Origin of the sequence: Paucibacter sp. KBW04 (assembly GCF_003852425.1) — a bacterium.
In the GTDB taxonomy this organism is placed as follows: domain Bacteria; phylum Pseudomonadota; class Gammaproteobacteria; order Burkholderiales; family Burkholderiaceae_C; genus Paucibacter_A.
This window is the reverse complement of record NZ_QAJN01000003.1, coordinates 21,052-45,831: the sequence shown is the minus strand read 5'-3', so window position 1 is coordinate 45,831 and position 24,780 is coordinate 21,052. Positions and strand designations below refer to the sequence as shown.

The 24,780-nt window shown below is 65.3% G+C and carries 20 protein-coding genes; 10 read left to right on the top strand and 10 right to left on the bottom strand.

What is annotated here, in order from left to right:
- The first annotated feature begins 43 nt into the window (after positions 1–43).
- From DBR47_RS05605 to bla, 5 genes are read left to right on the top strand one after another with little or no spacing between them, the layout of a single operon-like run.
- Positions 44–2,035, top strand: coding sequence for a DNA topoisomerase IV subunit B (locus DBR47_RS05605; RefSeq protein ID WP_124447815.1), 1,992 nt, complete (start codon positions 44–46; stop codon positions 2,033–2,035).
- Between the two features lie 19 nt (positions 2,036–2,054).
- Positions 2,055–2,594 (top strand): GNAT family N-acetyltransferase, encoded by a 540-nt coding sequence (locus DBR47_RS05600; RefSeq protein WP_124447813.1) that lies wholly within the window; start codon positions 2,055–2,057, stop codon positions 2,592–2,594.
- Positions 2,591–3,295, top strand: coding sequence for a lytic transglycosylase domain-containing protein (locus DBR47_RS05595; RefSeq protein WP_231512142.1), 705 nt, complete (start codon positions 2,591–2,593; stop codon positions 3,293–3,295). The genes DBR47_RS05600 and DBR47_RS05595 overlap by 4 nt, the downstream gene beginning before the upstream one ends.
- A gap of 11 nt (positions 3,296–3,306) precedes the next feature.
- Complete coding sequence (gene parC / locus DBR47_RS05590; protein ID WP_370454871.1) at positions 3,307–5,670, top strand: DNA topoisomerase IV subunit A; 2,364 nt, start codon at positions 3,307–3,309, stop codon at positions 5,668–5,670.
- On the top strand, positions 5,667–6,554 hold the full coding sequence (bla, locus tag DBR47_RS05585; protein ID WP_124447809.1) for a class A beta-lactamase: 888 nt from the start codon (positions 5,667–5,669) through the stop codon (positions 6,552–6,554). Before parC ends, bla begins: the two co-directional genes overlap by 4 nt.
- A 9-nt stretch (positions 6,555–6,563) precedes the next feature.
- Here bla and DBR47_RS05580 read toward each other — a convergent pair whose 3' ends face one another.
- The 4 genes from DBR47_RS05580 to DBR47_RS05565 all read right to left on the bottom strand — a co-directional run bounded on the left by DBR47_RS05580 (position 6,564) and on the right by DBR47_RS05565 (position 11,177).
- Positions 6,564–8,636, bottom strand: a complete 2,073-nt coding sequence (locus tag DBR47_RS05580) for a S9 family peptidase (protein WP_124447807.1) — start codon at positions 8,634–8,636, stop codon at positions 6,564–6,566.
- Positions 8,637–8,725: 89 nt separating this feature from the next.
- Entirely contained in the window at positions 8,726–9,193 is a 468-nt protein-coding gene (locus tag DBR47_RS05575) for a CYTH domain-containing protein (RefSeq protein WP_124447805.1), read from the bottom strand.
- Between the two features lie 14 nt (positions 9,194–9,207).
- Positions 9,208–10,248 carry a quinone-dependent dihydroorotate dehydrogenase gene (locus DBR47_RS05570; RefSeq protein WP_124447803.1) on the bottom strand — a complete coding sequence of 347 codons (1,041 nt, stop codon included), beginning with the start codon at positions 10,246–10,248 and terminating at the stop codon, positions 9,208–9,210.
- Positions 10,239–11,177, bottom strand: coding sequence for a LysR family transcriptional regulator (locus DBR47_RS05565; RefSeq protein WP_197046883.1), 939 nt, complete (start codon positions 11,175–11,177; stop codon positions 10,239–10,241). The genes DBR47_RS05570 and DBR47_RS05565 overlap by 10 nt, the downstream gene beginning before the upstream one ends.
- 187 nt (positions 11,178–11,364) lie before the next feature.
- Here DBR47_RS05565 and DBR47_RS05560 point away from each other — a divergent pair, with 187 nt between their 5' ends.
- From DBR47_RS05560 to rpiA, 5 genes are all read left to right on the top strand, one after another.
- Positions 11,365–11,757 carry a 4-oxalocrotonate tautomerase family protein gene (locus DBR47_RS05560; RefSeq protein WP_124447799.1) on the top strand — a complete coding sequence of 131 codons (393 nt, stop codon included), beginning with the start codon at positions 11,365–11,367 and terminating at the stop codon, positions 11,755–11,757.
- Positions 11,758–11,854: 97 nt separating this feature from the next.
- Entirely contained in the window at positions 11,855–12,988 is a 1,134-nt protein-coding gene (locus tag DBR47_RS05555) for a 3-deoxy-7-phosphoheptulonate synthase (RefSeq protein ID WP_124448033.1), read from the top strand.
- A 161-nt stretch (positions 12,989–13,149) separates the two neighbouring features.
- Positions 13,150–13,584 (top strand): DUF2141 domain-containing protein, encoded by a 435-nt coding sequence (locus tag DBR47_RS05550; RefSeq protein ID WP_124447798.1) that lies wholly within the window; start codon positions 13,150–13,152, stop codon positions 13,582–13,584.
- 15 nt (positions 13,585–13,599) lie between these two features.
- The gene (locus DBR47_RS05545) at positions 13,600–15,123 is read left to right on the top strand and encodes a carotenoid oxygenase family protein (RefSeq protein WP_124447796.1); all 1,524 of its coding nucleotides are present in this window, start codon (positions 13,600–13,602) and stop codon (positions 15,121–15,123) included.
- A 95-nt stretch (positions 15,124–15,218) separates the two neighbouring features.
- Entirely contained in the window at positions 15,219–15,881 is a 663-nt protein-coding gene (rpiA, locus tag DBR47_RS05540; RefSeq protein ID WP_124447794.1) for a ribose-5-phosphate isomerase RpiA, read from the top strand.
- Between the two features lie 69 nt (positions 15,882–15,950).
- Here rpiA and DBR47_RS05535 read toward each other — a convergent pair whose 3' ends face one another.
- The 6 genes from DBR47_RS05535 to DBR47_RS05510 all read right to left on the bottom strand — a co-directional run bounded on the left by DBR47_RS05535 (position 15,951) and on the right by DBR47_RS05510 (position 24,684).
- Positions 15,951–17,501 carry a methyl-accepting chemotaxis protein gene (locus DBR47_RS05535; protein ID WP_124447792.1) on the bottom strand — a complete coding sequence of 517 codons (1,551 nt, stop codon included), beginning with the start codon at positions 17,499–17,501 and terminating at the stop codon, positions 15,951–15,953.
- 193 nt (positions 17,502–17,694) lie between these two features.
- On the bottom strand, positions 17,695–19,287 hold the full coding sequence (locus DBR47_RS05530; RefSeq protein ID WP_124447790.1) for a M4 family metallopeptidase: 1,593 nt from the start codon (positions 19,285–19,287) through the stop codon (positions 17,695–17,697).
- A 203-nt stretch (positions 19,288–19,490) separates the two neighbouring features.
- A complete protein-coding gene (gene mnmC / locus DBR47_RS05525; protein ID WP_124447788.1) occupies positions 19,491–21,407 on the bottom strand; it encodes an FAD-dependent 5-carboxymethylaminomethyl-2-thiouridine(34) oxidoreductase MnmC in 1,917 nt (638 codons plus the stop codon).
- 15 nt (positions 21,408–21,422) lie between these two features.
- Positions 21,423–22,340: a DUF4010 domain-containing protein gene (locus DBR47_RS05520; RefSeq protein WP_124447786.1), complete on the bottom strand. Its 918-nt coding sequence runs from the start codon at positions 22,338–22,340 to the stop codon at positions 21,423–21,425.
- Positions 22,337–23,038, bottom strand: coding sequence for an NAD(P)H-binding protein (locus DBR47_RS05515; protein ID WP_124447784.1), 702 nt, complete (start codon positions 23,036–23,038; stop codon positions 22,337–22,339). Before DBR47_RS05515 ends, DBR47_RS05520 begins: the two co-directional genes overlap by 4 nt.
- Before the next feature lie 137 nt (positions 23,039–23,175).
- Complete coding sequence (locus tag DBR47_RS05510) at positions 23,176–24,684, bottom strand: DEAD/DEAH box helicase (protein WP_124447782.1); 1,509 nt, start codon at positions 24,682–24,684, stop codon at positions 23,176–23,178.
- Positions 24,685–24,780: the final 96 nt, after the last annotated feature.

The window sequence follows — 24,780 nt, the reverse complement described above, 5'->3', positions numbered from 1 at the left end:
GGCTTGGCCGGAGCGGCCAGCGCCCCTGCCTACAATCGCCGCCATGGCGACGACTAAAGGCACTACCAATTCCTCCCCCGCTTCCTATGGCGAAGCGTCCATCCGCGTGCTCAAGGGCTTGGAGCCCGTCAAGCAGCGCCCGGGCATGTACACCCGCACGGACAACCCCCTGCACACGATCCAGGAGGTGATCGATAACGCGGCCGACGAGGCCTTGGCCGGTTTCGGCAAGCGCATCGATCTGATCCAGCACAGCGACGGCTCGGTGTCCATTGCCGACGACGGCCGGGGCATTCCCTTCGGCCTGCACCCCGAGGAGGGCGTGCCGGTGGTGGAGATCGTGTTCACCCGCCTGCATGCGGGCGGTAAATTCGACAAAGGCTCGGGCGGGGCTTACAGCTTCTCCGGCGGCCTGCACGGCGTGGGCGTCAGCGTGACCAATGCCCTGGCCAAGCGCCTGGAGGTGACGGTCTGGCGCGAGGGCCAGGTGGCCACGCTGGCGTTTGAAAACGGCGATGTGGTGGAGCCGGTGACGGCCCGCCCCGCGGTGCGCGGCGACCGCAAGCAGGGCACGACCGTGCGCGTCTGGCCCGATGCCAAGTATTTTGAAAGCGCCGAGCTGCCCAAGCACGAGCTGGTGCATCTGCTGCGCAGCAAGGCCGTGCTGATGCCAGGCGTCATCGTCACGCTGACGAATGAGAAGACCGGCGATGTGCAGACCTGGACCTACAAGGGCGGCCTGCGCGACTATCTGCTGCAAACCCTGAACGCCGAGCCCTTGATCCCGCTCTACGAAGGCGAGCAATACGCCAGCAAGGCCGAGACCGAGAACTTCGCCGAAGGCGAGGGCGCCGGCTGGTGCGTGGCCTTCACCGAAGAAGGCGCGCCCATGCGCGAGAGCTATGTCAATCTGATCCCCACGGTGGCCGGCGGCACCCATGAGTCGGGTCTGAAGGACGGGCTCTTCGGCGCCATCAAGGGCTTTATCGAAATGCACAGCTTGCTGCCCAAGGGCGTGAAGCTGATGCCGGACGATGTGTTCTCACGTGCCTCTTTCGTGCTCTCGGCCAAGGTGCTGGACCCGCAGTTCCAGGGCCAGACCAAGGAACGATTGAACAGCCGTGACGCTTTGCGACTCGTGTCCACTTACGTCAAACCCGGCCTGGAGCTGTGGCTGAACCAGCATGTGGAGCATGGCAAAAAGCTGGCCGAGCTGGTCATCAAACAGGCGCAAACCCGCCAGCGCGCCTCGCAAAAGGTTGAGAAGCGCAAGGGTTCGGGCGTGGCCGTGCTGCCGGGCAAGCTGACCGATTGCGAAAGCCGCGATCTCTTGCACAACGAGGTGTTTCTGGTCGAGGGCGACTCGGCCGGTGGCAGCGCCAAGATGGGCCGCAACAAAGAGACCCAAGCCATCCTGCCCCTGCGCGGCAAGGTGCTCAACACCTGGGAGGTGGAGCGCGACCGCCTGTTTGCCAATAACGAGATCCACGACATCGCCGTCGCCCTGGGCGTGGACCCGCATGGCAAGAACGACTCGCCGGATCTCTCCGGCCTGCGCTACGGCAAGGTATGCATCCTCTCGGACGCTGACGTGGACGGCTCTCACATCCAGGTGCTTTTGCTGACTCTGTTCTTCCGCCACTTCCCTAAGCTGGTCGAGGCCGGCCATATTTATGTGGCGCGCCCGCCGCTCTACCGGGTGGATGCACCGGCCCGCGGCAAAAAGCCCGCCGCCAAAATCTATGCCCTGGACGAGGGCGAGCTGACGGCGACCCTGGACAAGCTGCGCAAGGAAGGCGCCCGCGAAGGCTCATGGAGCATCAGCCGCTTCAAAGGCCTGGGCGAGATGAGTGCCACCCAGCTCTGGGACACCACGCTCAATCCCGAGACCCGCCGCCTCTCGCCCGTGGTTTACGGCCGCCTGGATCTGGGCGAGACCGAGGTCGCCATCAACAAGCTGATGGGCAAGGGCGAGGCCGCCTCCCGGCGCGAGCTGATGGAGATCAACGGCGATTCCGTCGAAGTTGACGTCTAAGGCCCGCGCCGTAACCGCCATGAGCCCGCCGCGCATCCATCTGCGTCCCACGATGCTGTCCGACCTGGACTATGTGGTCTCGGTCGAGCAGGATGGGGCGAATCGCCCCTTCATCACGCCCTGGGAGCGGGTGCAGCACGAGGGGGCCTTGCGCTTCCCGGACTCGCGCCACTTCATCATCGAGGCCGGGCCTGCATTGGAGCGCGCTGGCTTTGTAATTTTTCAAGGTTGCCGCAATCCGCATGGCTCGGTGGAGCTCAAACGCATCGTGCTGGCCCGCCAAGGCCAGGGCAAAGGCCTGGGCCGCGAGGCCTTGCGTTTGCTGAAGAAGATGGCTTTCACCCAGTTGCACGCCCACCGCTTTTGGCTGGATGTGAAGGCGCTCAATGTGCGGGCGCTCAAGCTCTACGAGAGCGAAGGCTTTGTGGTTGAAGGCCGCCTGCGCGAGAGCGTGCGCATCACGGCCGAGGGCGCGGACGGTTATGACAGCCTGATCGTCATGTCCATGCTGGACCGCGAGTACCAAGCCCGCGTGGCCCTGGGTGAGGAAGCGCTGTGATCGCCCGCGCCCTGTGTTTTGTTGCCGCGCTGAGCGCCGCCGCCTCGGCCCAGGCCGAGCTGTGGGGCTATGTGGACGCGCAGGGCGTGGCGCATTTGGCAGGCAAGCCTTTGACGGGCCAGTACAGCCTGGTCATGGCCGGCAAGCAAGACAGCAAGACGCCTGTGCCGGGCCGCGTATCCGGTAAGACCGATGGCAGCCAAGGTCTTTTGACCTGGCTGGAGATTGCCCCCGAGGTCAAGGCGGTGCAGCCTTTTTTGCGCGAGGCCGCGCGTGTCCACGGTGTGGACATGGAACTGCTCAAGGCCATCATCGCGGTGGAGTCGGGCTATAAGCGTGACGCGGTGTCCCCGCGTGGCGCCATCGGCCTGATGCAGATCACCTCGGTGGCCGGTGGCCGCTATGCCGAAAAAATGCTGGGCTCGCAAACCCTGGAGCAAGGCCTGCTGGACCCGCGCACCAATGTGATGACCGGCGCGCGCATGCTGGCCGATTTGATGCAACGCTTTGGCCGTATCGATGCGGCCTTGGCCGCCTGGAATGCCGGTGAAGGCGCGGTGCGCCGTGCCGGCGGGCGCATGCCGCCGATTCTTGAAACCCAGGCTCATGTCCATTTGGTGCTGGAGCTGTATTGGGCGTTGTTGCAGAAACGTTTGCCCGCCCAGGCCCAGCATCTGAAGATTCACTCCTCTCAACCATGAACCAGACTCCTATCGATTTCGATCTGCCGGATCAGCCGGCCCAGCCCCCTGTTCCACCTGTGGCTGCGAAGCCCATCTCTTTCGACGAGCCCGGCGACGCCCTGACCCTGGGCGATTACGCCGAGCGTGCTTACCTCGAGTATGCGCTGAGCGTGGTCAAGGGCCGGGCCCTGCCCGATGTTTGCGACGGGCAAAAGCCGGTGCAGCGCCGCATCCTCTACTCGATGGAGCGCATGGGCCTGAGCTTCACCGGCACGACGGGCGCCAAGCCGGTCAAGGGCGCGCGGGTGGTGGGTGATGTGCTGGGTCGCTTCCACCCGCACGGCGATCAGTCGGTGTATGACGCCCTGGTGCGCATGGCCCAGGACTTCTCGCAGCGCTATCCGCTGATCGACGGCCAAGGCAATTTCGGCAGCCGCGATGGCGACGGCGCTGCGGCCATGCGATACACCGAAGCCCGCCTGGCGCCGATCTCGCGCCTGCTGCTGGACGAGATCGACGAAGGCACGGTGGACTTCATCCCCAATTACGACGGCTCCACCCAGGAACCCAAGCAATTGCCGGCCCGCCTGCCTTTTGTGCTGCTCAACGGTGCCAGCGGCATTGCCGTGGGCATGGCCACCGAGGTGCCCAGCCACAATCTGCGTGAGGTCGCCAGCGCGGCCGTCGCCTTGCTGAAGAACGAGAAGCTGAGCGACGACGAACTCTTCACCCTCTTGCCCGGCCCGGACTATCCCGGCGGCGGCCAACTGATCAGCTCGGCCGAGGACATCCGCTCAGCCTATCTGAGCGGCCGCGGCAGCATGAAGCTGCGCGCACGCTGGAAGATTGAAGACCTGGCCCGTGGGCAATGGCAGTTAGTTGTCACCGAGTTACCGCACGGCACCAGCTCGCAGAAGGTGTTGGAGGAGGTAGAGGAGCTGATTAACCCGAAGGTGAAGGCTGGCAAGAAGGCGCTTTCGCAAGAGCAGTTGCAGCTGAAAGCCAGTGTGGCGGCCGTACTCGACTATCAGCGGGATGAGTCCAGTAAGGACGCCCCGGTTCGACTGGTCTTTGAGCCTAAGAGCAGGGCTGTGAACCAACAAGACTTGATTGCTGTCTTGCTGGCCCACACCAGCCTGGAGACCTCGGCCTCCATCAATCTGACCATGATTGGCGCGGATGGCCGCCCCACGCAGAAGAGCTTGCGCCAGATGCTGGTCGAGTGGCTGGGCTTCCGCCAGGCCACCGTCTTGCGCCGCACCGAGCACCGCTTGCGCAAGGTGCTGGATCGCATCCATGTGCTGGAAGGCCGGCAGCTGGTGCTGTTGAACATCGATGAGGTCATCCGCATCATCCGCAATGCCGACGAGCCCAAGCCGGCGCTGATCGAACGCTTCCGCTTGAGCGACCGACAGGCCGAGGACATTCTTGAAATCCGCCTGCGCCAGTTGGCGCGGCTGGAGGCGATCAAGATTGAGCAGGAGCTGAAATCCCTGCGCGAGGAGCAAAGCAAACTCGAAGACATCGTCGCCAATCCCGGTGTCTTGAAGCGCACCCTGGTCAAGGAAATCGAGGCTGACGCCAAGCAGTTTGGCGACGAGCGCCGCACCCTGATCCAGGAAGAGAAGAAAGCCACGGCCGAGGTCCGCATCGTCGATGAGCCCGTCACCGTGGTGGTGAGCTTGAAGGGCTGGGTGCGTGCGCTCAAGGGCCATGAGGTGGACCCCGCGGCACTGGCCTTCAAGTCGGGCGATCAGCTTTACGGCGTCTTCCCCTGCCGCAGCGTGGACCCGCTGATCGTGTTCGGTAGCAACGGCCGGGTCTACTCGGTGCCGGTTTCGGTGCTGCCGGGCGGGCGCGGCGATGGCCAGCCCATCACCACCTTGATCGAGCTGGAATCGGGCACGCAGATTGCGCATTACATCGCCGGCGCCAGCACCCAGCGCCTGGTGCTGGCCGGCACGGGCGGCTTTGGCCTGATCGCCGCCCTGGGCGATTTGGTCGGCCGTCAGAAGGCCGGCAAGACCTTCCTGAGTCTGGAAGGCGATGAAAAAATGCTGCCGCCGGCCCTGGTGCCCGCGGGCGAGGTGTTGGGCGTGCAACTGGCCTGCCTGTCCTTGCAAGGCCGTTTGCTGACCTATGCCCTGGATGAACTCAAGCACCAGCCCAAGGGCGGCCGTGGCCTGACCCTGATGGACCTGGAGCCCAAGGATGCCTTGCTGAGCGTGGCCGCCTTCGCCCAAGCCTTGCAGGTCCTGGGCCTGGGCCGTGGCGCCAAGCCCAAGGAAGAGCTTCTGAAGGGGGTGGGCTTGGCAGGCTATGCCGGCAAGCGCGCTCGCAAGGGCAAGGCCGTGGAAGCCTTCCAAAAGGTCTTGCGGGTGCTGGCGCCTTGATTGACCTCTTGAATGGCGCAGACGTCAAACGCCGAGCCCTGCTGATCACGGGCCTGGGCCTGGCGGCAGGGCTGCATGCGGCCGAGCCCGAACTTCTCGCCCGCATCGAAGCCTTGCAAAAGCGCAGCGGTGGGCGCATCGGCTTGTTTGCCCTCAACAGCGGCAGCCGGGCGCAGATCGCTTTCAATGCCGATCAGCGCTTTGCGTTTTGCTCCAGCTTCAAGCTCTTGCTGGCCGCGGCCGTGCTGGCCCGGGTGGACGCGGGCCAGCTGAGCCTGGACAAGCCGATACGCTTTGGCAGCAATGACATCGTGGCCCATGCGCCCATCACCTCGGCGCGCTTGGTCAATGGCCGGGGTGTGATGAGCGTGGGCGAGTTGTGCGAGGCCATCGTGACGGTCAGCGACAACCCGGCCGCCAATCTGCTATTCCCCCTGGTGGGCGGCCCGCCGGGCCTGACGCGATTTTTGCGCGAACTAGGTGATCAGCACACCCGCTCGGACCGCATCGAGCTGGCGCTGAACACCAATCTCGTGGGTGATGAGCGCGACACCACGACGCCGGCTGCCTTTGTGGCCAGCATGGAAGCCTTGCTGCTGGGCAATCGCCTGAGCGAGGAGGCCGTCCATCTGCTGCTGGGCTGGATGGTGGGCAGCACGACCGGATTGCAGCGCCTGCGCGCCGGCTTGCCCGAAGGCTGGCGGGCGGGAGATAAGACCGGCAGCGGGGCCAACGGCGCCGTCAACGATGTGGCCATCTTTTGGAAGCCGGAACAGGCCCCGCTGTTGATGGCCGTTTTCATGACGGGCTCGGAACAAAGCGTGGACGAACTCAACGCCATTCACGCGGAGTTGGCGGGGCTGGTGGTGAAGGCCCTCGGCTAAGGCCTTGACTTAGGGCGCCGCCAGATTGCGCCCCAAGAAGCTCTCGACCCGGCCCCAGAAGTCCTTGTTCGTTTCCAGCGCACGCCAGCCATGGCCCTCTTCGGGGTAGAGCACCCATTCCACCTGCTTGTGACCAGCGGCTTGCAGGGCGTCGCGCATCTTGACGCCATGCTCCAGGGGCACGCGGCGGTCGATGGCGCCGTGGGCCATCAGCAGGGGTTGTTTCAGGCGCGAGGCCTGCTGCAGGGGTGAGTTCTGTTTGAACATCTCGGCGTCTGACTTCGGGTCACCCACCGTGACGGGCATGTCGTAGGTCAAGCCCAGAGCGCCTTGGTCGCTATTGAGCGAGGTGTACATGAGTTGCAGGTCGGACACGCCCACCCAGTTGATGCCGCACTTGAAGGTCTCGGGGTAGCGGATCAAGGCCATCATGCTGGCGTAGCCGCCATAGCTGGCCCCGGCGATGCAGATTCGCGAGGCATCGGCATAACCCTTGGCCACGGCCCAGCGGGTCGCGTCCACGATGTCGTCGACCATGCCGGTGCCCCATTGCTTCCAGCCCGCACGTTCAAACTTGGCGCCATAGCCTCGGCTGCCACGGAAATCGGTCTCGATGACCAGATAGCCTCTTGAGGCCAGGAACTGCGGGATGTCGCTCCATTCCCAGTGATTGCCTCGCGCATTGGGGCCACCGTGCACCAGCACCACGGTGGGCAGGGGCTGGCTGGCCTTGGGGCGAGTCAGGAGGGTGGGCAGCATCAGGCCGTCGCGAGCGGGGATGCGCAGGCTCTCCCGCGCCGCCATGGCGCTGGGCTTGATCCAGGGCCGGGAAAGCAAGATGGGCTTGAGCGTCTTGTTCGCTCGGTCGTAGATGCTGAAGGCCAGAGGTTGGCGGTCCGAATGAGACTTCACCACCAAGCGTTCGGCATTCAAGCAATCGTCCCCGCACAGAATCTGGTTGACGGTGCTGCGCATGGCCTTGTCCACCTCGGTCTGGATGGCCTTCATGCTGGGCTCCATCCAGACGCTGTCCTGAGTCTCGGCCTCGAAGTGGGCGCCCAGCAGGCGGCCGGTCTTTTCGTCCAGCACCAGTTCACCGCGGAAGTCATAGTCCTTGATGCGCAAGAGCTCCTGGGGTTCTTGCTGGGGTTTCTTGGGGTCCAGCAGCAACAGGGCATCACCCACACCGGCCGACTTGCCTGCGCCCACCAGATAAATCTCTCCGCTGCTGCTGATGTCTATCCAGGTCGGAATGCCTTCCTCCATGCGGGGCGCGCGGCGCCACAAGTCCCAGGCATTGCCCTCTTTATTGGCCAGGTAGAGGGCGATCTTGTCTTGCTCGAGGGTGAGGGCAGCCAGCGGCTTGCCCTTGCTGCCGGTCAGCCAATCGCTGACATAGGCCGGCGCATTCTCCGCCACCTGAGTTTTGTTCGTGCTGTAGGTGTTGAAGCGAGCCAGGGTGGCGGAACGAAAGTCCCCGGTCCCGTCGTAGTGGTTCTGCCGCAGGATCACATCGGCGCTACCGTCTCGGATCACATTGTTCAGACGCCAGGTCCAGGGCAATAGAGTTTCCCGGCGCTCTTTGATGCGCGAATTGGCCAGGCGAGCCACGCCATCGGTATTGGTGGTGGGGAGGCTGGAACTTGCGTTGATGAGTTGACGGAAGTCGCCGCCGTCCACATCCACGGCCCAGAGGCCTCGGGCGATCGGCTTGTCGGTCGCCTCTTGCAACTGCGCCACATCGAACACCAGGCGTTTGTTATTGACCCATTGCACCCGGTTGATATCGCTATCGCTCATGGTGACCAGGGAGCGGGTGTTCTTCGGGTCCTGCAGATTGACGACGACCAGCTGGGTGCGTCGGCCTTCGGGCGAGGCAACCACGGCCAGCCATTCGCCATCGGGCGAGACCACGCCACCAAAAAACTGGGGCAGGCGGAAAAAGTCTTCGATGGGAGGCGGTGGCGCCGCCGGCGTTGTGCCTTGCGCCCCGGCGGGTGCGCCGCCGAGGCTGAAAAAGGCCAGGCCGAGCAGGCCGATCAATCGCTGGGCCTTGAACACCCGTTTTTGCACAGTCCTCATTCCTCAACCCTCTTGGTTTTGAATGAGACCACTGTGACAGCACTTGTCAGCCAAGCCTGTGCGGAAAAGCCCTTGCTGTGTGGGGCGGCCTACTCACCCCAACAGGTGTAGGGATTGTTGGCCAGCTGGGAGTTGAAGTACCGCGCATCGTGGCTGACCTCCTCGCCCAGCCAGGGCGGGCGCTCAAACTCTTGCTCGGCGTTGTTCAGCTCGATCTCGGCCACCACCAAGCCGGCGTTATTGCCCAGGAACTCATCCACCTCCCAGCTCATGCCGGCGTGTTGAACCTCGCGGCGGATCTTCTCGATCCGCGGGCCTTCACACAGGGCTAGCAGCTGTTTGGCGTCGGCCAGGGGCAGGGCGTACTCAAACTCGGCCCGGGCCAGGCCTTGGTTCTTGCCCTTGATCGTCAGCCAGGCGGACTCACCCTTGATGCGCACCCGCACCGTGCGGGCCGGGTCGCGGTTCAGATAGCCCTGGCTGATGAACTCGCCCGGGCCGCTGTCCTTCCAGGCCTCGCCCAGCACCAGGAATTTGCGTTCGATCTCGATGCCCATGGCGAACCGTTCGTTCAGACCCGCGCCATCGCGGTTGCGCACTCTCGCACCAAGGCCGGGCCCTTGTAGATCAAGCCGGTGTAAATCTGCACCAGGTCCGCCCCGGCCTGCAGCTTGGCACGGGCGTCCTCGCCGCTCATCACGCCACCCACACCGATGATGGGGTAGTTGGGCCCCAGGGCCGAGCGCAAGAGGCGGATGACCTGGTTGCTGGCCTCGAACACCGGCTTGCCCGACAGGCCACCGGTTTCCTGCGCATGGGGCAGACCTTTGACGGCTTCACGTGACAGCGTGGTGTTGGTGGCGATCACGCCGTCGATGCCATTGGCTTGCAAGGTGTGGGCGATAACGCTGACCTGTTCCTCATCCAGATCGGGGGCGATCTTGACGAACATGGGCACCTGGCGTTTGGCCTGCGCTTCCAGCTTGAGCTTGCGCTCTTGCAGGGCGCCCAGCAAGGCGTCCAGGGCCGCATCGCTTTGCAGCGCGCGTAGATTCTTGGTGTTGGGGCTGGAGATGTTGACGGTAATGTAGTCCGCATGCGGGAACACACCGTCCAGGCCGATCAGATAGTCGCTGGCCGCGTCTTCAATCGGCGTGGCCGCGTTCTTGCCGATGTTCAGACCCACCAGGCCACCGGCCGCGCGGAAGGAGCGAGCCCGCTGCACATTGGCCAAAAAGCTGGCTAAGCCTTCGTTATTGAAGCCCAGGCGGTTGATCAGCGCCTGCGCCTCGGGCAGGCGGAAGATGCGCGGCTTGTCATTGCCCGGCTGGCCCTTGGGCGTGACCGTGCCGACCTCGATAAAGCCAAAACCCATGGCGCCCAGGCCGTCGATGCAGCGACCGTTCTTGTCCAAGCCAGCGGCCAGGCCGATGCGGTTGGGGAACTTCAGGCCGGCCAGGGTCAAAGGATCCTGGATGCGGGGCTGGGACCACAGGCATTGCGCTGGTGTGTTCTGCAGCTTGGCAATCGAGGCCAGGGTCAGTTCGTGCGCCTGCTCGGGATCGAGGCCGAACAGGAAAGGACGGGTGAGGGCGTAAGGGATCAAAGACATAGGGGCGAATTGTCGCATTGCGCCGGTGATGGCCTGTCCCAGGGCGGCTCTTCGCCCAATTTCTCCAGCATGAAGTCAATCAAGGCGCGCAGCTTGGGGCTGGGCTGGCGCCTGGGTAGGTAGACGGCGTAGAGCGTGTTGGCGTCGGCGATGCCGCCCACCGGCGTCCACTCGGGCAGCAGGGCCTGCAAGCGGCCGGCGCGCAGATCCTCCCCAATCGCATAGCTGGGCAGAATCGCCAGCCCCATGCCGCTGAGAGCGGCCACCCGCAGGGCCTCGCTGCTATTGATGCTGAGCGGGCCTTGCACCGCCACGCTTTGCTCACCCAGGCTGGCATGGCGAAAGTGCCAGTGCCCCGGGGCTTGGCCGCTGGCAAAGCGCAGGCAGTGATGCTGGAGCAAGTCCTCCACGCTTTCGGGCCGACCCTGCCGGGCCAGATAGCTGGGCGAGGCGCAAAGCCGGTAGTGGAGCGGGGCCAAGCGCCGCGCCACCAGGCCGGGAGAGGGCTCCTGGGTCAGTCTCAGCACCACATCGAAGCCTTCTTCGGCCAGATCGACATAACGGTCGTTCAGGAGTAATTGCACCTGCAGCTGCGGGTAGCGCTGGCAGAACTCGCTCAGCAAGGCGCTGAGCTGCAGATTGCCAAAAGCGCTGGAGGTGGACAGGCGCAAAAGCCCTCGCGGCTCGCTGGCTTGGCCGGCCATTTCTTCCTCCAGGGCCTGCGCGTCTTCTAGCAGGCGTAGTGCGCGTGCGTAGACCTGCTGCCCGGCCGGGCTCAGGCTCAGGCTGCGGGTTGTGCGGTGCAAGAGCTGCACGCCCAGCTCCGCCTCCAGGCGCCCCAGCTGCTTGCTGAGGGCAGATTTTCCTAGCCCCAAGCTGCGGGCCGCGGCCGAGAAGCTGCCGCTGTCCACCACTCGGGCAAAACACATCAAGTCTTCCAGTCGACCCATCCTGCTTGCCCCTTGTACTGTTCAGTCCCATGCGCTGTTTCCAAAATGGAAACATTGCTGTGACTCCTTGGTGGATTCTCTATTTTTTTGGCAATGAATACAGTGAGTCAAGCCAGCCAGCCTGGCTTTTTAGCGCTTCAACACCCCCGTATGCCAAAGGATGGATATGCCTTACCTCCACATCAAAGTCGCCGCGGCGGAGTCCGCCGACACCTCTGCCCGCATTGCCCAGTTGCTCACCGATCTGACCGTGTCGGTCCTCGGCAAGAAGCGTGAATTGACGGCCGTCGCCTTGGCCTATGTGAAGCCCACAAGCTGGTTCATCGGCGGCAAGGTGCTGGCGGCCCCCAGCTTCTTCCTCGACATCAAGGTCACCGAGGGCACGAACACCAAGGACGAGAAGGCGGCCTATATCCGGCAGGTGTTTGCCGGCCTCTCCCACATCCTTGGCGAGTTGGCGCCGGCCAGCTATATCGTGATCCATGAGCTGCGCGGCGATGCCTGGGGTTACCAAGCCCAGACCCAGGAGTGGCGCTATATCCAGGGGCGTTCGCTCTGAAGCGGGGGCGGCCTTGCGGGCTAATCAGGCGATGTGCGAGCGCGCGGATCGCAGGCAGAGATAATCCCCTGCAGTTCGACGGAGTAGCAGACTGATGATGACGAATGCCTTGAATGATCGCCCCCTGGCCTCAAGCGACGAGCCCCGCGTAGCAACGGCGGACGGCACCCGCACCGATGACACCCGCATCGGCGCGGTGCGCCCCCTGATCTCGCCCGCGCTTTTGCTGGATGAATTGCCCTTGCCGACCGCCTCGCTGGAGTTGGTGGAGCGCGCCCGCCGTGAGATCAGCGATGTGCTGCACGGCCGCGATGACCGTTTGCTGGTGGTGGTGGGGCCATGCTCCATCCACGACCATGACCAGGCCATGGACTACGCCCGCCTGCTCAAGGCCGCAGAAGAAGAGCTGCGTCAGGACTTGCTGGTGGTGATGCGCGTCTACTTCGAGAAGCCCCGCACCACGGTGGGTTGGAAGGGCTATATCAACGACCCCCGCATCGACGGCAGCTTCCATATGAACGAAGGCCTGCGCCTGGCGCGCAAGCTCTTGCTGGATGTGACGGCGCTGGGCCTGCCGGCCGGTACCGAGTTCCTGGACCTGCTCTCGCCTCAATACATTTCCGACCTGATCGCCTGGGGCGCCATCGGTGCTCGCACGACCGAGAGTCAAAGCCATCGCCAGCTGGCATCGGGGCTTTCCTGCCCGGTGGGCTTCAAGAATGGCACGGATGGCGGCATCAAGGTGGCCAGCGACGCGGTGCTGGCCGCCGCTGCCAGCCACGCCTTCATGGGCATGACCAAGATGGGCGCAGCCGCCATTTTTGAGACCCGCGGCAATGACGACTGCCACATCATTCTGCGCGGCGGCAAAGCGCCCAATTACGACGCCGCTTCGGTCGAGGCGGCCTGCCAAGCCATGCGCTCGGCCGGCCTGCGTGAGCAGGTGATGGTGGACTTCTCGCACGCCAACTCCAGCAAGAAGTTCGAGCGCCAGATCGATGTGGGCCGCGATGTGGGCGCGCAGATTGCCGGTGGCGATGTCCGCATCACCGGCGTGATGATCGAGTCCCATCTGCAGCCGGGCCGCCAAGACCTGGCCGCCGGCCAGACCAAGGCCGATCTGAAGCCCGGCGTTTCCATCACCGACGCCTGCCTGGGCTGGGCCGATACCGAACCCCTCTTGCGCGAGCTGGCGGCGGCGGTGCGGCAGCGCCGCGCCGCAAAGGCTTGAAGCCAGGCTGAGCCGACTCGCCGACGCGGGCGGCGCCACCACTGGCGCCGTGTTTCAGACCCTTGGCGACTTGGCGGCAGCGTTTGTCGCATGGTGCTAGAGGGCAGGGGGCGTGAACCCTAGAGTTCATCCATCGCCAACCCAGCCCTCGAGGTGCCGCCATGAAGAAACTGTCGTCCATTCCCTTTGCTCTCGCCCTGAGCGCCGGCCTGATGCAGGCTCAGGGCGCCCGTGCCGCCGATATGGAGCTGGAGGTCCAGGGCGTGAGCGAGGACCAGGGCCAGATTCTGGTCAGCGTCTTCGCCGAAGCCAAGGACTGGCTGCGCAAGCCGGTGCTGGTGTTCAAGGCGCAAGCGGTCGAGCGCAAGGACGGCAAGGTTCTGATCCAGCTGCGCGATTTGCCCGAGGGGGATTTGGCCCTCAACGTCAGCCACGACGTCAACGGCAATGGCCGCCTAGACATGAATGCCATGGGCATGCCGACCGAGCCCTACGGCTTCTCCAACAATGCCGCGGGCATGTTTGGGCCGCCGGCTTTTGACAAGGCCCAGTTCGCGGTCAAGCCCGGCACGCGCATCGTCGTGCAACTCAACTGATCGAGGGGCGAGATCATGCGCATGCAAAGACGTGAACTCCTCAAGGCGGGCCTGAGCGGTCTGGCCGGCGCTGGGCTGGGCCTCACCGGCCTGCAAGAAGCCTGGGCCCTCGGCGCCCCGCCGCCCAATCAATTCAGCAGTGCGCCCGAGCTGGCGCCTTTTTTGGGCCTGCAGGGCGAGGACCTGGCGGCCCAGGATCTGCGCATTGAAGGCCGCCTGCCTAGCCAGCTGCGCGGCGTGTATTACAAGAATGGGCCCTCCCTGATGGGGCGCGCGGGCGAGCGCTATCAGCATTGGTTTGACGGCGACGGCTTGGTGCAGGCCTGGCGCTTTGGCGATGGCAAGGTCAGCCACCAAGCCCGCTTTGTGCAGACGGCCAAGTTCAAGGCCGAGACGGTGGCCGGCCGCTTTCTGGTGCCGGGCTTTGGTACGGCGATCGAGGCCCGCATGCCCACCCGCGGTTCGGACGGCATGAATGTGGCGAATACCAGCGTCCTGATGCAGCAGGACAAGCTCTACGCCCTCTGGGAAGGCGGCAGCGCCCATGAGCTGGACCCGCAGACCCTGGCCACCCGTGGGGTCAAGACCTGGGCGCCGGGCTTGGCGGGCATGCCTTTCTCGGCCCATCCCAAGGTGGAGGCGGACGGCACGGTGTGGAACTTCGGCACCATGGCCGGGCGCATGGCGATCTACCAGATCTCGGCCCAGGGTCAGGTCTTGCGCAGCGAGGTGTTTGCCTCTCCTGGCCCCACGGCTTTTGTGCACGACTTCGCCGTCTCGCAAAACTATCTGGTGTTTTTGCTGCCCCCCCTGCATCTGGACCTGGAGGCCTTGCGGGGCGGTGCCAGCATGGCGGGCTCGCTGCGTTGGCAGGCGGCGGAATCGACCCGGGTCTTGCTCATCGACAAGGCGGACTTCGGCCGACGCCGTCTGCTGGAGATCCCGGCCTGCATGCTGTTTCACTTCGGCAATGCCTGGGACGATGGCCAGACCCTGCATCTGGACTATGTGCAGTCTCGCCCCATGCCCTCGCTGAACCAGGAGTTCGCCCAGCTGATGCGGGGCGAGCGGCCTGCAAGCCATGAGGCCTTGAGCGTCACTTCGACGCCGCGCTTCATGAAGATTGATCTGAGCAGCGGCCGGGTTGAATTGCAGTCCCGCACCGAGGCGGTGGAGTTCCCGGTGGTGGACCCGCGCGTCGTGGCCCAGCGCTACCGCCATGTTTACTACCCGCTGGCGCTGGAGACCGGCGAGCGCTGGGGCTTCAACGGTCTGTTGCATCTGGATCTGGAGTCCGGTCGACGTGAGCGTTACTGCTTTGGCAATCAGGTGGTGGTGGAAGAGCATGTGATGGTGCCCAAGCCCGGCAGCCGCCAGGAGGGCGAGGGCTGGTTGCTGGGGCTCTGCTACGACACCCAGCGCCAACGCAGCTTTGCCAGCGTCTTCGATGCGCAAGCCCTCAGTGCCGGCCCGCTTGCCAAGGTCTGGCTGCCGTATTGGGTGACTTACGGCTTTCACGGCAAGTTCTACGCGGCTTGATTCGACAAGGCTTGGGATAATGGCGGGGACGGTGGGGTTTGCCCCGCGATTTCTTTTCCCTCTTTCCCTTTCAAGCGCCGTGCGCGCTCCAAGCCATGACCCAAGACGAACTCAAAACCCTGGTGGGCCAAGCCGCCCTGTCTTACGTTGAAGCCGGCAGCATCGTCGGCGTGGGCACCGGCTCGACGGTGGACAAATTCATCGACGCCCTGGCCGCCAGCGGCCTCAAGATCGCCGGCGCCGTCAGCAGCTCGCTGCGCTCCACCGAACGCATGAAGGGCCTGGGCATTCCGGTGCTGGACGCGGCCGAGGTCAAGTCCCTGCGCGTTTACATCGACGGCGCGGACGAGATCGACCACGCTGGCCACATGATCAAGGGCGGTGGCGCGGCGCTGACGCGCGAGAAGATCGTGGCCGATCTGGCCGAGCAGTTCGTCTGCATCGCCGACGAGTCCAAGCTGGTCAAGGTGCTGGGCCAGTTCCCGCTGCCGGTCGAGGTCATCCCCATGGCCGCCGCCCAGATCGCGCGTCGCTTCGAAGCCCTGGGCGCGCAAGCCACGCTGCGCGCCGGTGTGGTGACCGACAACAGCTGCCACATCCTGGACGTGCGCGGTCTGCAGATCGCCGATCCGCAAGCGTTTGAGGCCGATGTGAATCAATGGCCCGGCGTGGTCACCGTTGGTGTGTTTGCACGCAACCGCGCCTCGGTCTGCTTGCTGGGTACGGCCGAAGGCGTCAAGACCCTCAAGTTCGATTGATTCGGGTTTAAGCCGTAGACATGAAAAAAGCCCCGTGAGGGGCTTTTTGCTTTTCTTGCACGCAGGGCTTCAGAGCTTGAACACCGCGATGGCCGAGGCCAGACGGCCCGACTGATCGCGCAGGCTCTCGGCCGCGGCGGCCGACTCCTCCACCAGGGCGGCGTTTTGCTGGGTCATCTGATCCAGCTGGCCCACGGCGTTATTGACCTGGTTGATGCCCTCGCTTTGCTCGCGCGAGGCGGCGCTGATTTCGGCAATGATGTCCGAGACCCGCTGCACGCTGGCGACGATATCGCTCATGGTGCTGCCGGCGTCTTGCACCAGCTGGGTGCCGGACTCGACCCGTTCGGCGCTGGCGCCTATCAAGGTCTTGATTTCCTTGGCGGCCTCGGCCGAGCGTTGAGCCAGGCTGCGCACCTCGGAAGCCACCACCGCGAAGCCGCGCCCTTGCTCGCCCGCCCGGGCCGCTTCCACGGCGGCGTTCAAGGCCAGGATATTGGTCTGGAAGGCGATGCCATCGATGGTGCCGATGATGTCGGTGATGCGGCGTGAGCTGGCGCTGATGTCCTCCATGGTGCTGACCACCTCGGCCACCACCGTGCCGCCGCGGCGGGCCACCTCGGCCGCCGAGCTGGCCAATTGATTGGCGGTGACGGCCGATTCGGCGGTCTGGCGCACGGTGCCGGTCAGCTGGGCCATGGAGGCCGCCGCCTCTTGCAGATTGGAGGCCGTTTGCTCGGTGCGGGCCGAGAGGTCGTGATTGCCGGTGGCGATTTCGGCGCTGGCCGTGCTGATGCTGTCGGTGGAGCTGCGCACCTCGCCGATCAGGCGGATCAAGGCCTCCTGCATGGTTTTCTGTGCCTGCTGCAGCTGGCCGGTTTCATCGGCCGAGTTGACCGAGATGTGGCGGCTGAGGTCGAAGTGGGCGATGGCATCGGCCGAGGCGGCCGCCTGGCTCAGTGGCCGCACGATGGAGCGGGTCAGGCGCAGCGCCAAGAAGGCACCCAGCGCCAAGGCGCAAGCGGCAAAAACCAGCAGGGCGATGCGGGCCTGACTATTGGTTTGGGCCACGCGCTGGGCGGCCGCGTCCAACTCGTCGCGTTGCTCCTGCACGATCTGCTTGATGGTGTCCTGGAACTGGCCGGCAGCCGGCAGGTATTGCTGCGTGAAGATCTCCTCGGCGCGCTGGGCATCGTCGGCCTTTTTGGCCTGGGTCATGGCGTCGCGTGCGGCTAAATAGGCTTGGCGACCTTGGCTCAGCTGATCGAACAACTGCCGCTCGCGTGGTGAGCTGAGCAAGGCATCCAAACGCTTTTGCAGTTCACTGGACTGGCGGGTGGACTCGGCCGCCGCGGCGCTGAAGTACTCGGCCAGGGCCTTGTCCTTGCTGACCGCGATGGCGGTGGAGCGGTAGATGCCGCCGACGATATTGCGCTGCCAGTCACTGGCCAGGCGCTCGGAGAGCAGGGTCTCGCCATACATGCTGGCGGTCTCGTCCGCCACTTTTTGCAAGGACCAAAAGCCCATGGCCGAACCGGCCAGGGCAATCAAGAGAACCAGGGAGAAGGAGAAATTCAAACGACGGCCTATGGAGCGGCCGGACAACTGAGGGACGGACATGCAAACTCTTTTCGGAAAACGTCGAGCCGCAGAACAAATGCGACGGGGAGGGTGAAAGTTACATCGACGTTTCAGCCGGCATGTTGAGTTTGGGTGGGCGGCAATCGCACTGGTGAATCGCGCAGCGCCCACTGGAATGAAACAAAGGCCCCGCAGGGCCTTTGTGTTTGGGCAGGAAAAAGCAGGTCTGGGCTTAGTTCACTCCGACCGCCGACCAGGCGGCTGCCACCTGGGCCGAGTAGTCGGTGCCCAGGGTGGCGGTCAGCTCGGCGGCAGCAGCCAGGGTGGCTGCGCGCGCGCCGGCATAGTTGGTGGCCGAAGTCATCTTGGTGGTCAGTGCGCGGTACCAGATCTTGGCCGCGGCCGTGCGGCCAATGCCGCTCAGGCTGGCACTGCCGGTGGCCACGCGGGTGTTGCCGGCCACGCAGGTGGGGCTGCTGCCCAGGGGGCTGTTCGTGCCTTCGGCCAGGATGAAGAAGAGGTGGTTGGCCACGCCTGAGCTGTAGTGCACGTCCAGATTGCCGACGCCGGAGTACCAGCAGTCGGCCGAGGATCCATCGGCGCTGGGTTTCATCATGCTGCGCATAAAGGCGCGGCCAATCATGATCTTCTCGCCGATCAGATAGTCGCCCGCGTCATTCGCATTGGCGGCATAGAACTCGACCATGGAACCGAAGATGTCCGAGGTGGCTTCATTGAGGCCGCCGGACTCGCCCGAGTAGGTCAGATTGGCTGTGCGGCTGGTGACGCCATGGGTCATTTCGTGGCCGGCCACGTCCAGCGAGACCAGGGGGCGCAAGGATGTGCCGTTGCCGTCGCCATAGGTCATGCAAAAGCAGCTGTCCGACCAGAAGGCATTGGCGTAGTTACGGCCGTAGTGCACGCGGTTGTAAGCACCCTTGCCATCGTTGGCGATGCCGTTACGGCCGTGCACATTCTTGTAGTAGTCCCAGGTCACGGCGGTGCCGAACTGCGCGTCGGCGCCGGCCGAGGCGACGTCGCTGGTGGCGTTATTGCCCCAGCTGTTGTCGGCATCCTTCATGATGCTGCCGCCGTTGGTCTTGTTGGCCAGGCTCATGGTGTAGGTGCTGCCGCGGCTGGGGTCGCGCAACTCGTAGCCACCGGTCACCGTGTTGGTGGTCAGCACCACATTGCCGCTGTACAGCGTCTTGCCCGTGCCGTTGGCGGCCGCGGTGTGGACATCGTCCCAGGCTTCCAGCACGCGGCCGTTTTGCGCGTCCACGATGACGTGCATCTCCGACGGCGTGCCATCGGCCTTGGTGCTGAAGCTGCGCACATCCCAGGCCAGGGCGGGCAGGTCGCCGCGGGCGTAAACCATCAGCTCGGGCTGCTTGCTGAGCAGCTCACCACCATGGCTTTGCAGAGCGATCTGGTTGGCTTCGGCGGCGCGCAGCTTGGGCTTGGTGTCGAGCTGGATTTGGCGAGCCAGGGTTTGGCGGATGGATTGCAAAGCGCCTTGACGACCGGAGTGCACGATCAGATCGCCACCCAGCACCTTGAGGCCTTTGTAGCGGCGGTCGAAGCGGGCGTGTTCGGCACCGTCCTCGTCCACGACCAGGTCGCGGGCTTCAAAGCTGTGATCGGCATCGCTGAGGCTGCGGCCTTGGTGCGACTCGATATGGCCCTGTGCCTTGCTGAAGGCATTGGCCCGCTGGGCTTGGCTCAGCTCTTGCATCTGCTGGGCTTGTGCGCCCAGGCTCAGGGCCGAGAGGCCGGTGGCAATGGCAAAAGCCAGGCTGGCTTGACGGAAGGTATCGCGGGACATGGACCGTGTTGTCATTCGAAAATCTCCGGGTTGCGGGTGGTGGATTCGCCTGCGGTCAACCCCCGGAGTAGAGGGGCAACCTTGGCGAAGCCACGAATGTCCGCTGTTCGCACAAGAGCCCGCATCCAGTGTTTCCCTGATCCTTTACAAAGCAACACATTCAGGGGACAAGCGCCCCGCTCAACCCCTGGGGAAATCCAGCACTAACGTTGTTCCCGCATGACAAAACGTGCCGGATCGACGGCGTCCAGCAAGCTGGCTTCCAGCGGAATCGGTGCGCCACTGACTTGCGCCGCCAGCACCTGGGCGCAGAGGGCGGCCCAGGCGATGCCACGCGATCCCATGGCTGTGCACAAGGCCAGGCCGGGCCGCCTTGGGATGAAGCGGGTCTGGTCCTGCCGGCCCGCGTAGCCCGGCAGGGGCAGGCCGCCCACCAAGGGCAGGCGGTCCGGCGTGGCCAAGCGCCAGCCGACGCGACCGCCCTGGATCTGCGGCAGCAGCTCGGCGGCCGTGCCCGCTTGTGAACTGAGGCTCAGCCATTGCGCCAGATTGCGCTCGTGATCGGCGCTGCGCAGCTGGGGCTCGCCGTCATCCATCTGGCTGGTGGCGCCACACCACAGGCCTTGCTCGCGATCGGCGATGGCATAACCCAGGCCCGCCACGGGGAGCTTGGGGCGGGGCCCGGCCGGGCTCAGATGGCTGAGTTGGCCTCGCATGACCGACAGCCGCGCGGCCAGGCCTGAGTCCAGCTGCGCAAGCAAGACCTGACCCTCATGCCCGCCGGCCAGCACCAGCAAGTCGGTCTCGGCGATCAGGTGCTCGGCCTCGTCCCACAGCCGCCAGTTAGCCCCTATCGATTCAATGCGTGCGACTCGGCAGTTGAATTGCGTACTGACCGCCGACCCGGCGGCCTGCAGCAAGGCCTGGGCGTAGGCCGGGGGCGGCAAGGCCCCGCCGCTTGGATAGAACCAGGCCGGGCCGGGCAATGCCAGGCCGGACAAGGCGGCAGCCTCGCCTTGGCTCAAGGCCTGCACATAGTCGGGTGGCAGGCCCTGGCGCTGCAGCAGGGCCTGCATCTGGGCCAGCTCGCGCGCTTGCTCCAGGCGCAGCAAGCCTTGTTGCCGCCAGGGCAGGGCGGGCAGGCTACGCAAGGTCTCGGCGGTGGCGAGGGCTGCCGCGCGGTTGAAGCGGGCGTGCAGGCCGTCGTCCGGGTTGAGTGTGCCGTGGTAGAGGCCACCGGGATTGCCCGAGGCGGCCTGGGCCGGGCCGGGGCGGGCGTCGATCAAAGTGCTTTTGATGCCCTGGGCCGTCAGGGCCCAGGCGCAGGCGGCACCGGCCAGGCCGGCGCCCAGGATCAGGGCGTGCTTGGCTTTGGGTGCGAGCGCCTCGCGGCCGGCGGGCTTCTGGGCTTGGTGGCGCGGTTCATAACGCGCCACACACATGCCACCCTTGTTGGCAAAGCCGCGCTGTCGCTCCTGGCTGAAGCCCGCGGCCATCAGGCCTTCGCGCAGCTGCGGCGCCACGCTCCAGCTGGCGGCGGTGGCGCCAGCAGCGGCGCGCCGGCCCAGGGCCTTGAGCACATGGCCGTCCCACATCTCGGCATTGCTGGCGGGCTTGAAGCCGTCCAGATAGAAGGCATCGACCTCGGCCACCAGCTCGCGCATCCACAGATGCACATCGCCAAAGGCCAGCAAGAGCTGCACCCGGCCGCCCTCGAAGGCGAGGCGATGCAGATTGGGTGTGAGCGGTGGCCAGGCCGCGTGCAATTGCTGGGCCAGATCCGCCAGCGTGTCGGGCCGCTGGACCTGGGCCAGATCCTCTTTGCGCAGCGGGTGTTTTTCGATGCTGATGAAAATCAGGGTCTGGCAGCGCTGCGTGTCCTGCCGCCAGGCCTGCCAGGTGGCGAGGAAGTTGCTGCCCAGGCCAAAGCCAGTCTCCAGGATGACGAAGCGGGGCTTTTGCGCCCAGCGCTCGGGCAGGCCATTGCCGCCCAGAAAGACATGGCGGGCTTGCTCCAGGGCGCCGGCGCGGCTGTGATAGACGTCTTGGAAGGCCGGGGCACTCGGGGCGGCGGGGTCGGAGAAGTCGATCTGAGCGGGGGCAATGGGCTGGGTTTTCATCCGGCAAGAAAAGGTTCAGACGCTGAAGAGCAAGAGGCTGGTGAGCAGCAGACAAATGCTCAGCACGCTGGCGACGATGAGGGCGTAGCGCAGGCCCCCGGCCAGCCAGGCGGTGAGGCAGCGAGTCAGGCTGTTGCAGGCGATGGCGAGCATCACGCCTTGCGCCACCTGGTGGGTGTTGATCTGACCCTCGCTGTACAAGCCGGCGAGGGAGGCGACGGGGGCATGCGCGTCCGCCAAGGCGGCCAGAGCGATGGAGGCGTAGAGGCCGGTCTGGCCAAACTGGCTCTGCGCCCAGCTGACCAAGAGGGTGACGGCACTGAGCATCACGGCGATCAGCGCGGCTTCTTTCAAACGCAAGGGGCCTTGTCTGGCCGATTCGCTCGAGGCCGCCGGCGCCTGCGCTGCTGGCCCCGCGCGTTTGGCGCGTGCCGCCAAGGCCATGCCCGCGCTGCCCGCCAGCACCAGGCCCAGCGCGCTGATGGGCAAGAAGGCGCGTGCGGCTTGAGGGGCCAGGGTCAGCAGCATGAGGCTGGCTTGCAACCAGGTGGCGGCGGTGGACATGACCGCGCCCGCGCAGCAGGCCCAGAACAAGCTGGGCTCGGCCCGCGCGCGCTGGCCCATGCTGGCGATGGTGGCGGTGCTGGAGATCAGGCCCGACATCAGGCCGGCCAGCGCCAGGCCGGTGCGGGCGCCCAGCAGCCTGAGCGCGATATAGCCCAGGGTCTGCAAGCCCAGCAGCAAGACCAGCAGGCCGAGGAGGGCCTTGATTCGCAAGCCGGCCAGCCATGGCAGAGGCTCGGCAGGGCTGAGGGGCAGGATGATCAGGGCGAGGACGGCCAGCAGCAGGCCGTCGCGCCACTCTTGCGGGCTCAGCCAGGCGCGTGGCCGGCGCAGGCCTGAGAGAAAGGCGGTCCGCCACCTTTGCCTCATCGTGGCGCTGAGCCCAGTTGGCGGAGTTGATCCGATTCCAAAATGCTGAGGCCTTGCCCTTGTTGGGCCAGGCCCCGCCACAGGGCGCGCGCCACCAGCCTGGCTTCAATCGGCCGCCAGCGCGCCGGGATCAGCGGCAGCAAGGGGCGGCTGAGCCGCTCGCCCCATTGCTCGCCGGGCCTGGCGGGCTGGCCCAGGGCTTGCCTGTCCCCGATCAACAAGGAGGGGCGGGCGATCAGCAGGCGCTCGAAACCGAGGCTGCTGAGGGCCGCTTCCATCTCACCCTTGACCTGGTTGTAGAACACCTTGGAGTCGGGGTCGGCGCCCAGGGCCGAGACGACGGCGCAGCGCCGCAGGCCCGCAGCCTTGGCAGCTTGAGCGACATGCAGCACGGCTTGCAGATCGAGGGCTCGAAACGCGTCTTTTGATCCGGCTTGGCGAATGGTGGTGCCCAGCGCGATGAAGAGCGCGTCGGCTGACGGCAAGGCAGGCTGTGCGTTCAGGCTCGCGGCTTTGAAATCCACCTGGTGCAAGTGCAGCCGTGGGTCTTGGGGCAGGTCGGGTGCTGCGCGGCGCAGCAGGGCGTGGACGGCGCGGGTTTGCGGCTCGGCGAGTGCCAGGCCCAGCAACTCGTGGCCGATGAGGCCGGTGCCTCCGGCAATCCAGATCGAGGGCAAGAATCGGGTCGCTTGGTTCATACGGGCATCCTAAACACCATGGGCAAAACGCCGAGCTGGGCCAAAAAACAAAACCCAGCCGCACGATGACATCGCAGGGCTGGGTTGAGGGCTGTTGAGGCCGCGCTGCAAGGCAGTGCGACCTTGCAGGCCGGGGCTTAGCGCTTGGGGCTGGTCAGGCGCGAACCGCCGCCAAAGCCGCCGCCACCACCGCCGCTGCGGCCACCGCCGGCTGCGGAGCGAGGGGCGGAGGAGCGATTGCCGCCGCCATTACCACCACCACCGGTACCGGAGGACGAGCGCTGGCCTTGCGGCGCGGCTTGTCGGGGCGCGCGTTGTTCGCCGCCACCACCGCCGCCTTGGCCGGGTCGGCCGCCGCCGCTTGGGCCACGGCCCGCGGCCGGGCGACCGCCGCCACCCGCGCCACCGCGCGAATTGCCACGGCCACCGCCGCCGCCGGAGCGGCTGCCATTGCCGTTCAAAATCATGCGGCCCAGCACGATGGGCTCGGCACGCTCGTCGGGCGAGGGTGCGAAGCCGGGCACGATTTCCTTGGGGATCTCGCGCTTGATCAGCTTCTCGATCTCACGCAGGAAGCCGTTCTCGTCCACGCAGACCAGGGACACCGCCTCGCCCTGGGCACCGGCGCGGCCGGTACGGCCGATGCGGTGCACATAGTCTTCCGGCACATTGGGCAACTCGTAGTTGACGACGTGGGGCAGTTGATCGATGTCGATGCCGCGCGCCGCAATATCGGTGGCCACCAGCACCTGCAGATCGCCGCTCTTGAACTCGGCCAGGGCCTTGGTGCGGGCACCTTGGCTCTTGTTGCCGTGGATGGCCATGGCGCTGATGCCCTGGTCATTCAGATAGTCGGTCAGGCGGTTGGCGCCATGCTTCATGCGGGTGAAGACCAGCACCTGGTGCCAGTTGCCTTCTTTGATCAGATGGCAGAGCAGGTCCTTCTTGCGGTCGCGGCCGACAGGGTGAACCTTTTGCGCAATCGACTCATTGGTCTGGTTGCGTCGCGCCACTTCGATCAGGGCGGGCTGGTTCAGCAGGCGGTCGGCCAAGTTCTTGATGTCATCGCTGAAAGTGGCGCTGAACAAGAGCGACTGCTTCTTGGCGGGCAGCAAGGCCAGCACCTTCTTGATGTCATGCACAAAGCCCATGTCCAGCATGCGGTCGGCTTCGTCCAGCACCAGGATCTGCACCTGGCTCAGGTCCAGCGTGCCCTGCTGTGCGTGGTCCAGCAGACGGCCGGGTGTGGCCACCAGGATGTCCACGCCGTCGCGCAGGCGGTTGATCTGCGGCTGCATACCGACGCCGCCGAACATGACCATGCTCTTGAGCGGCAGGTATTTACCATAGGTTTTGACGCTTTCCTCGACCTGGGCGGCCAGCTCGCGGGTAGGTGTCAGCACCAGGGCACGGATGGCGGGCTTGCCACGCTTGTTGGTGACGGGCGCGCCCTGACTCAGCAGGTGCAGCAGGGGCAGGGTGAAGCCGGCGGTCTTGCCGGTGCCGGTCTGGGCACCCGCCATCAGATCGCCGCCCTTCAGAACGGCGGGAATGGCTTGCGCTTGAACGGGGGTGGGAGTGGTATAGCCGGCGTCGGCGATGGCCTTCAGCAAGGGCGCGGCAAGGCCCAGGGATTCAAATGTCATTGACTGCTTATTGAGCACGACTCATGGGTGCAAGGCCGCGCGGCAAAGATGCTGCGCCAGTCTTCGGGCCTGCGAAGGAACCGTGCTTGAGGCTCA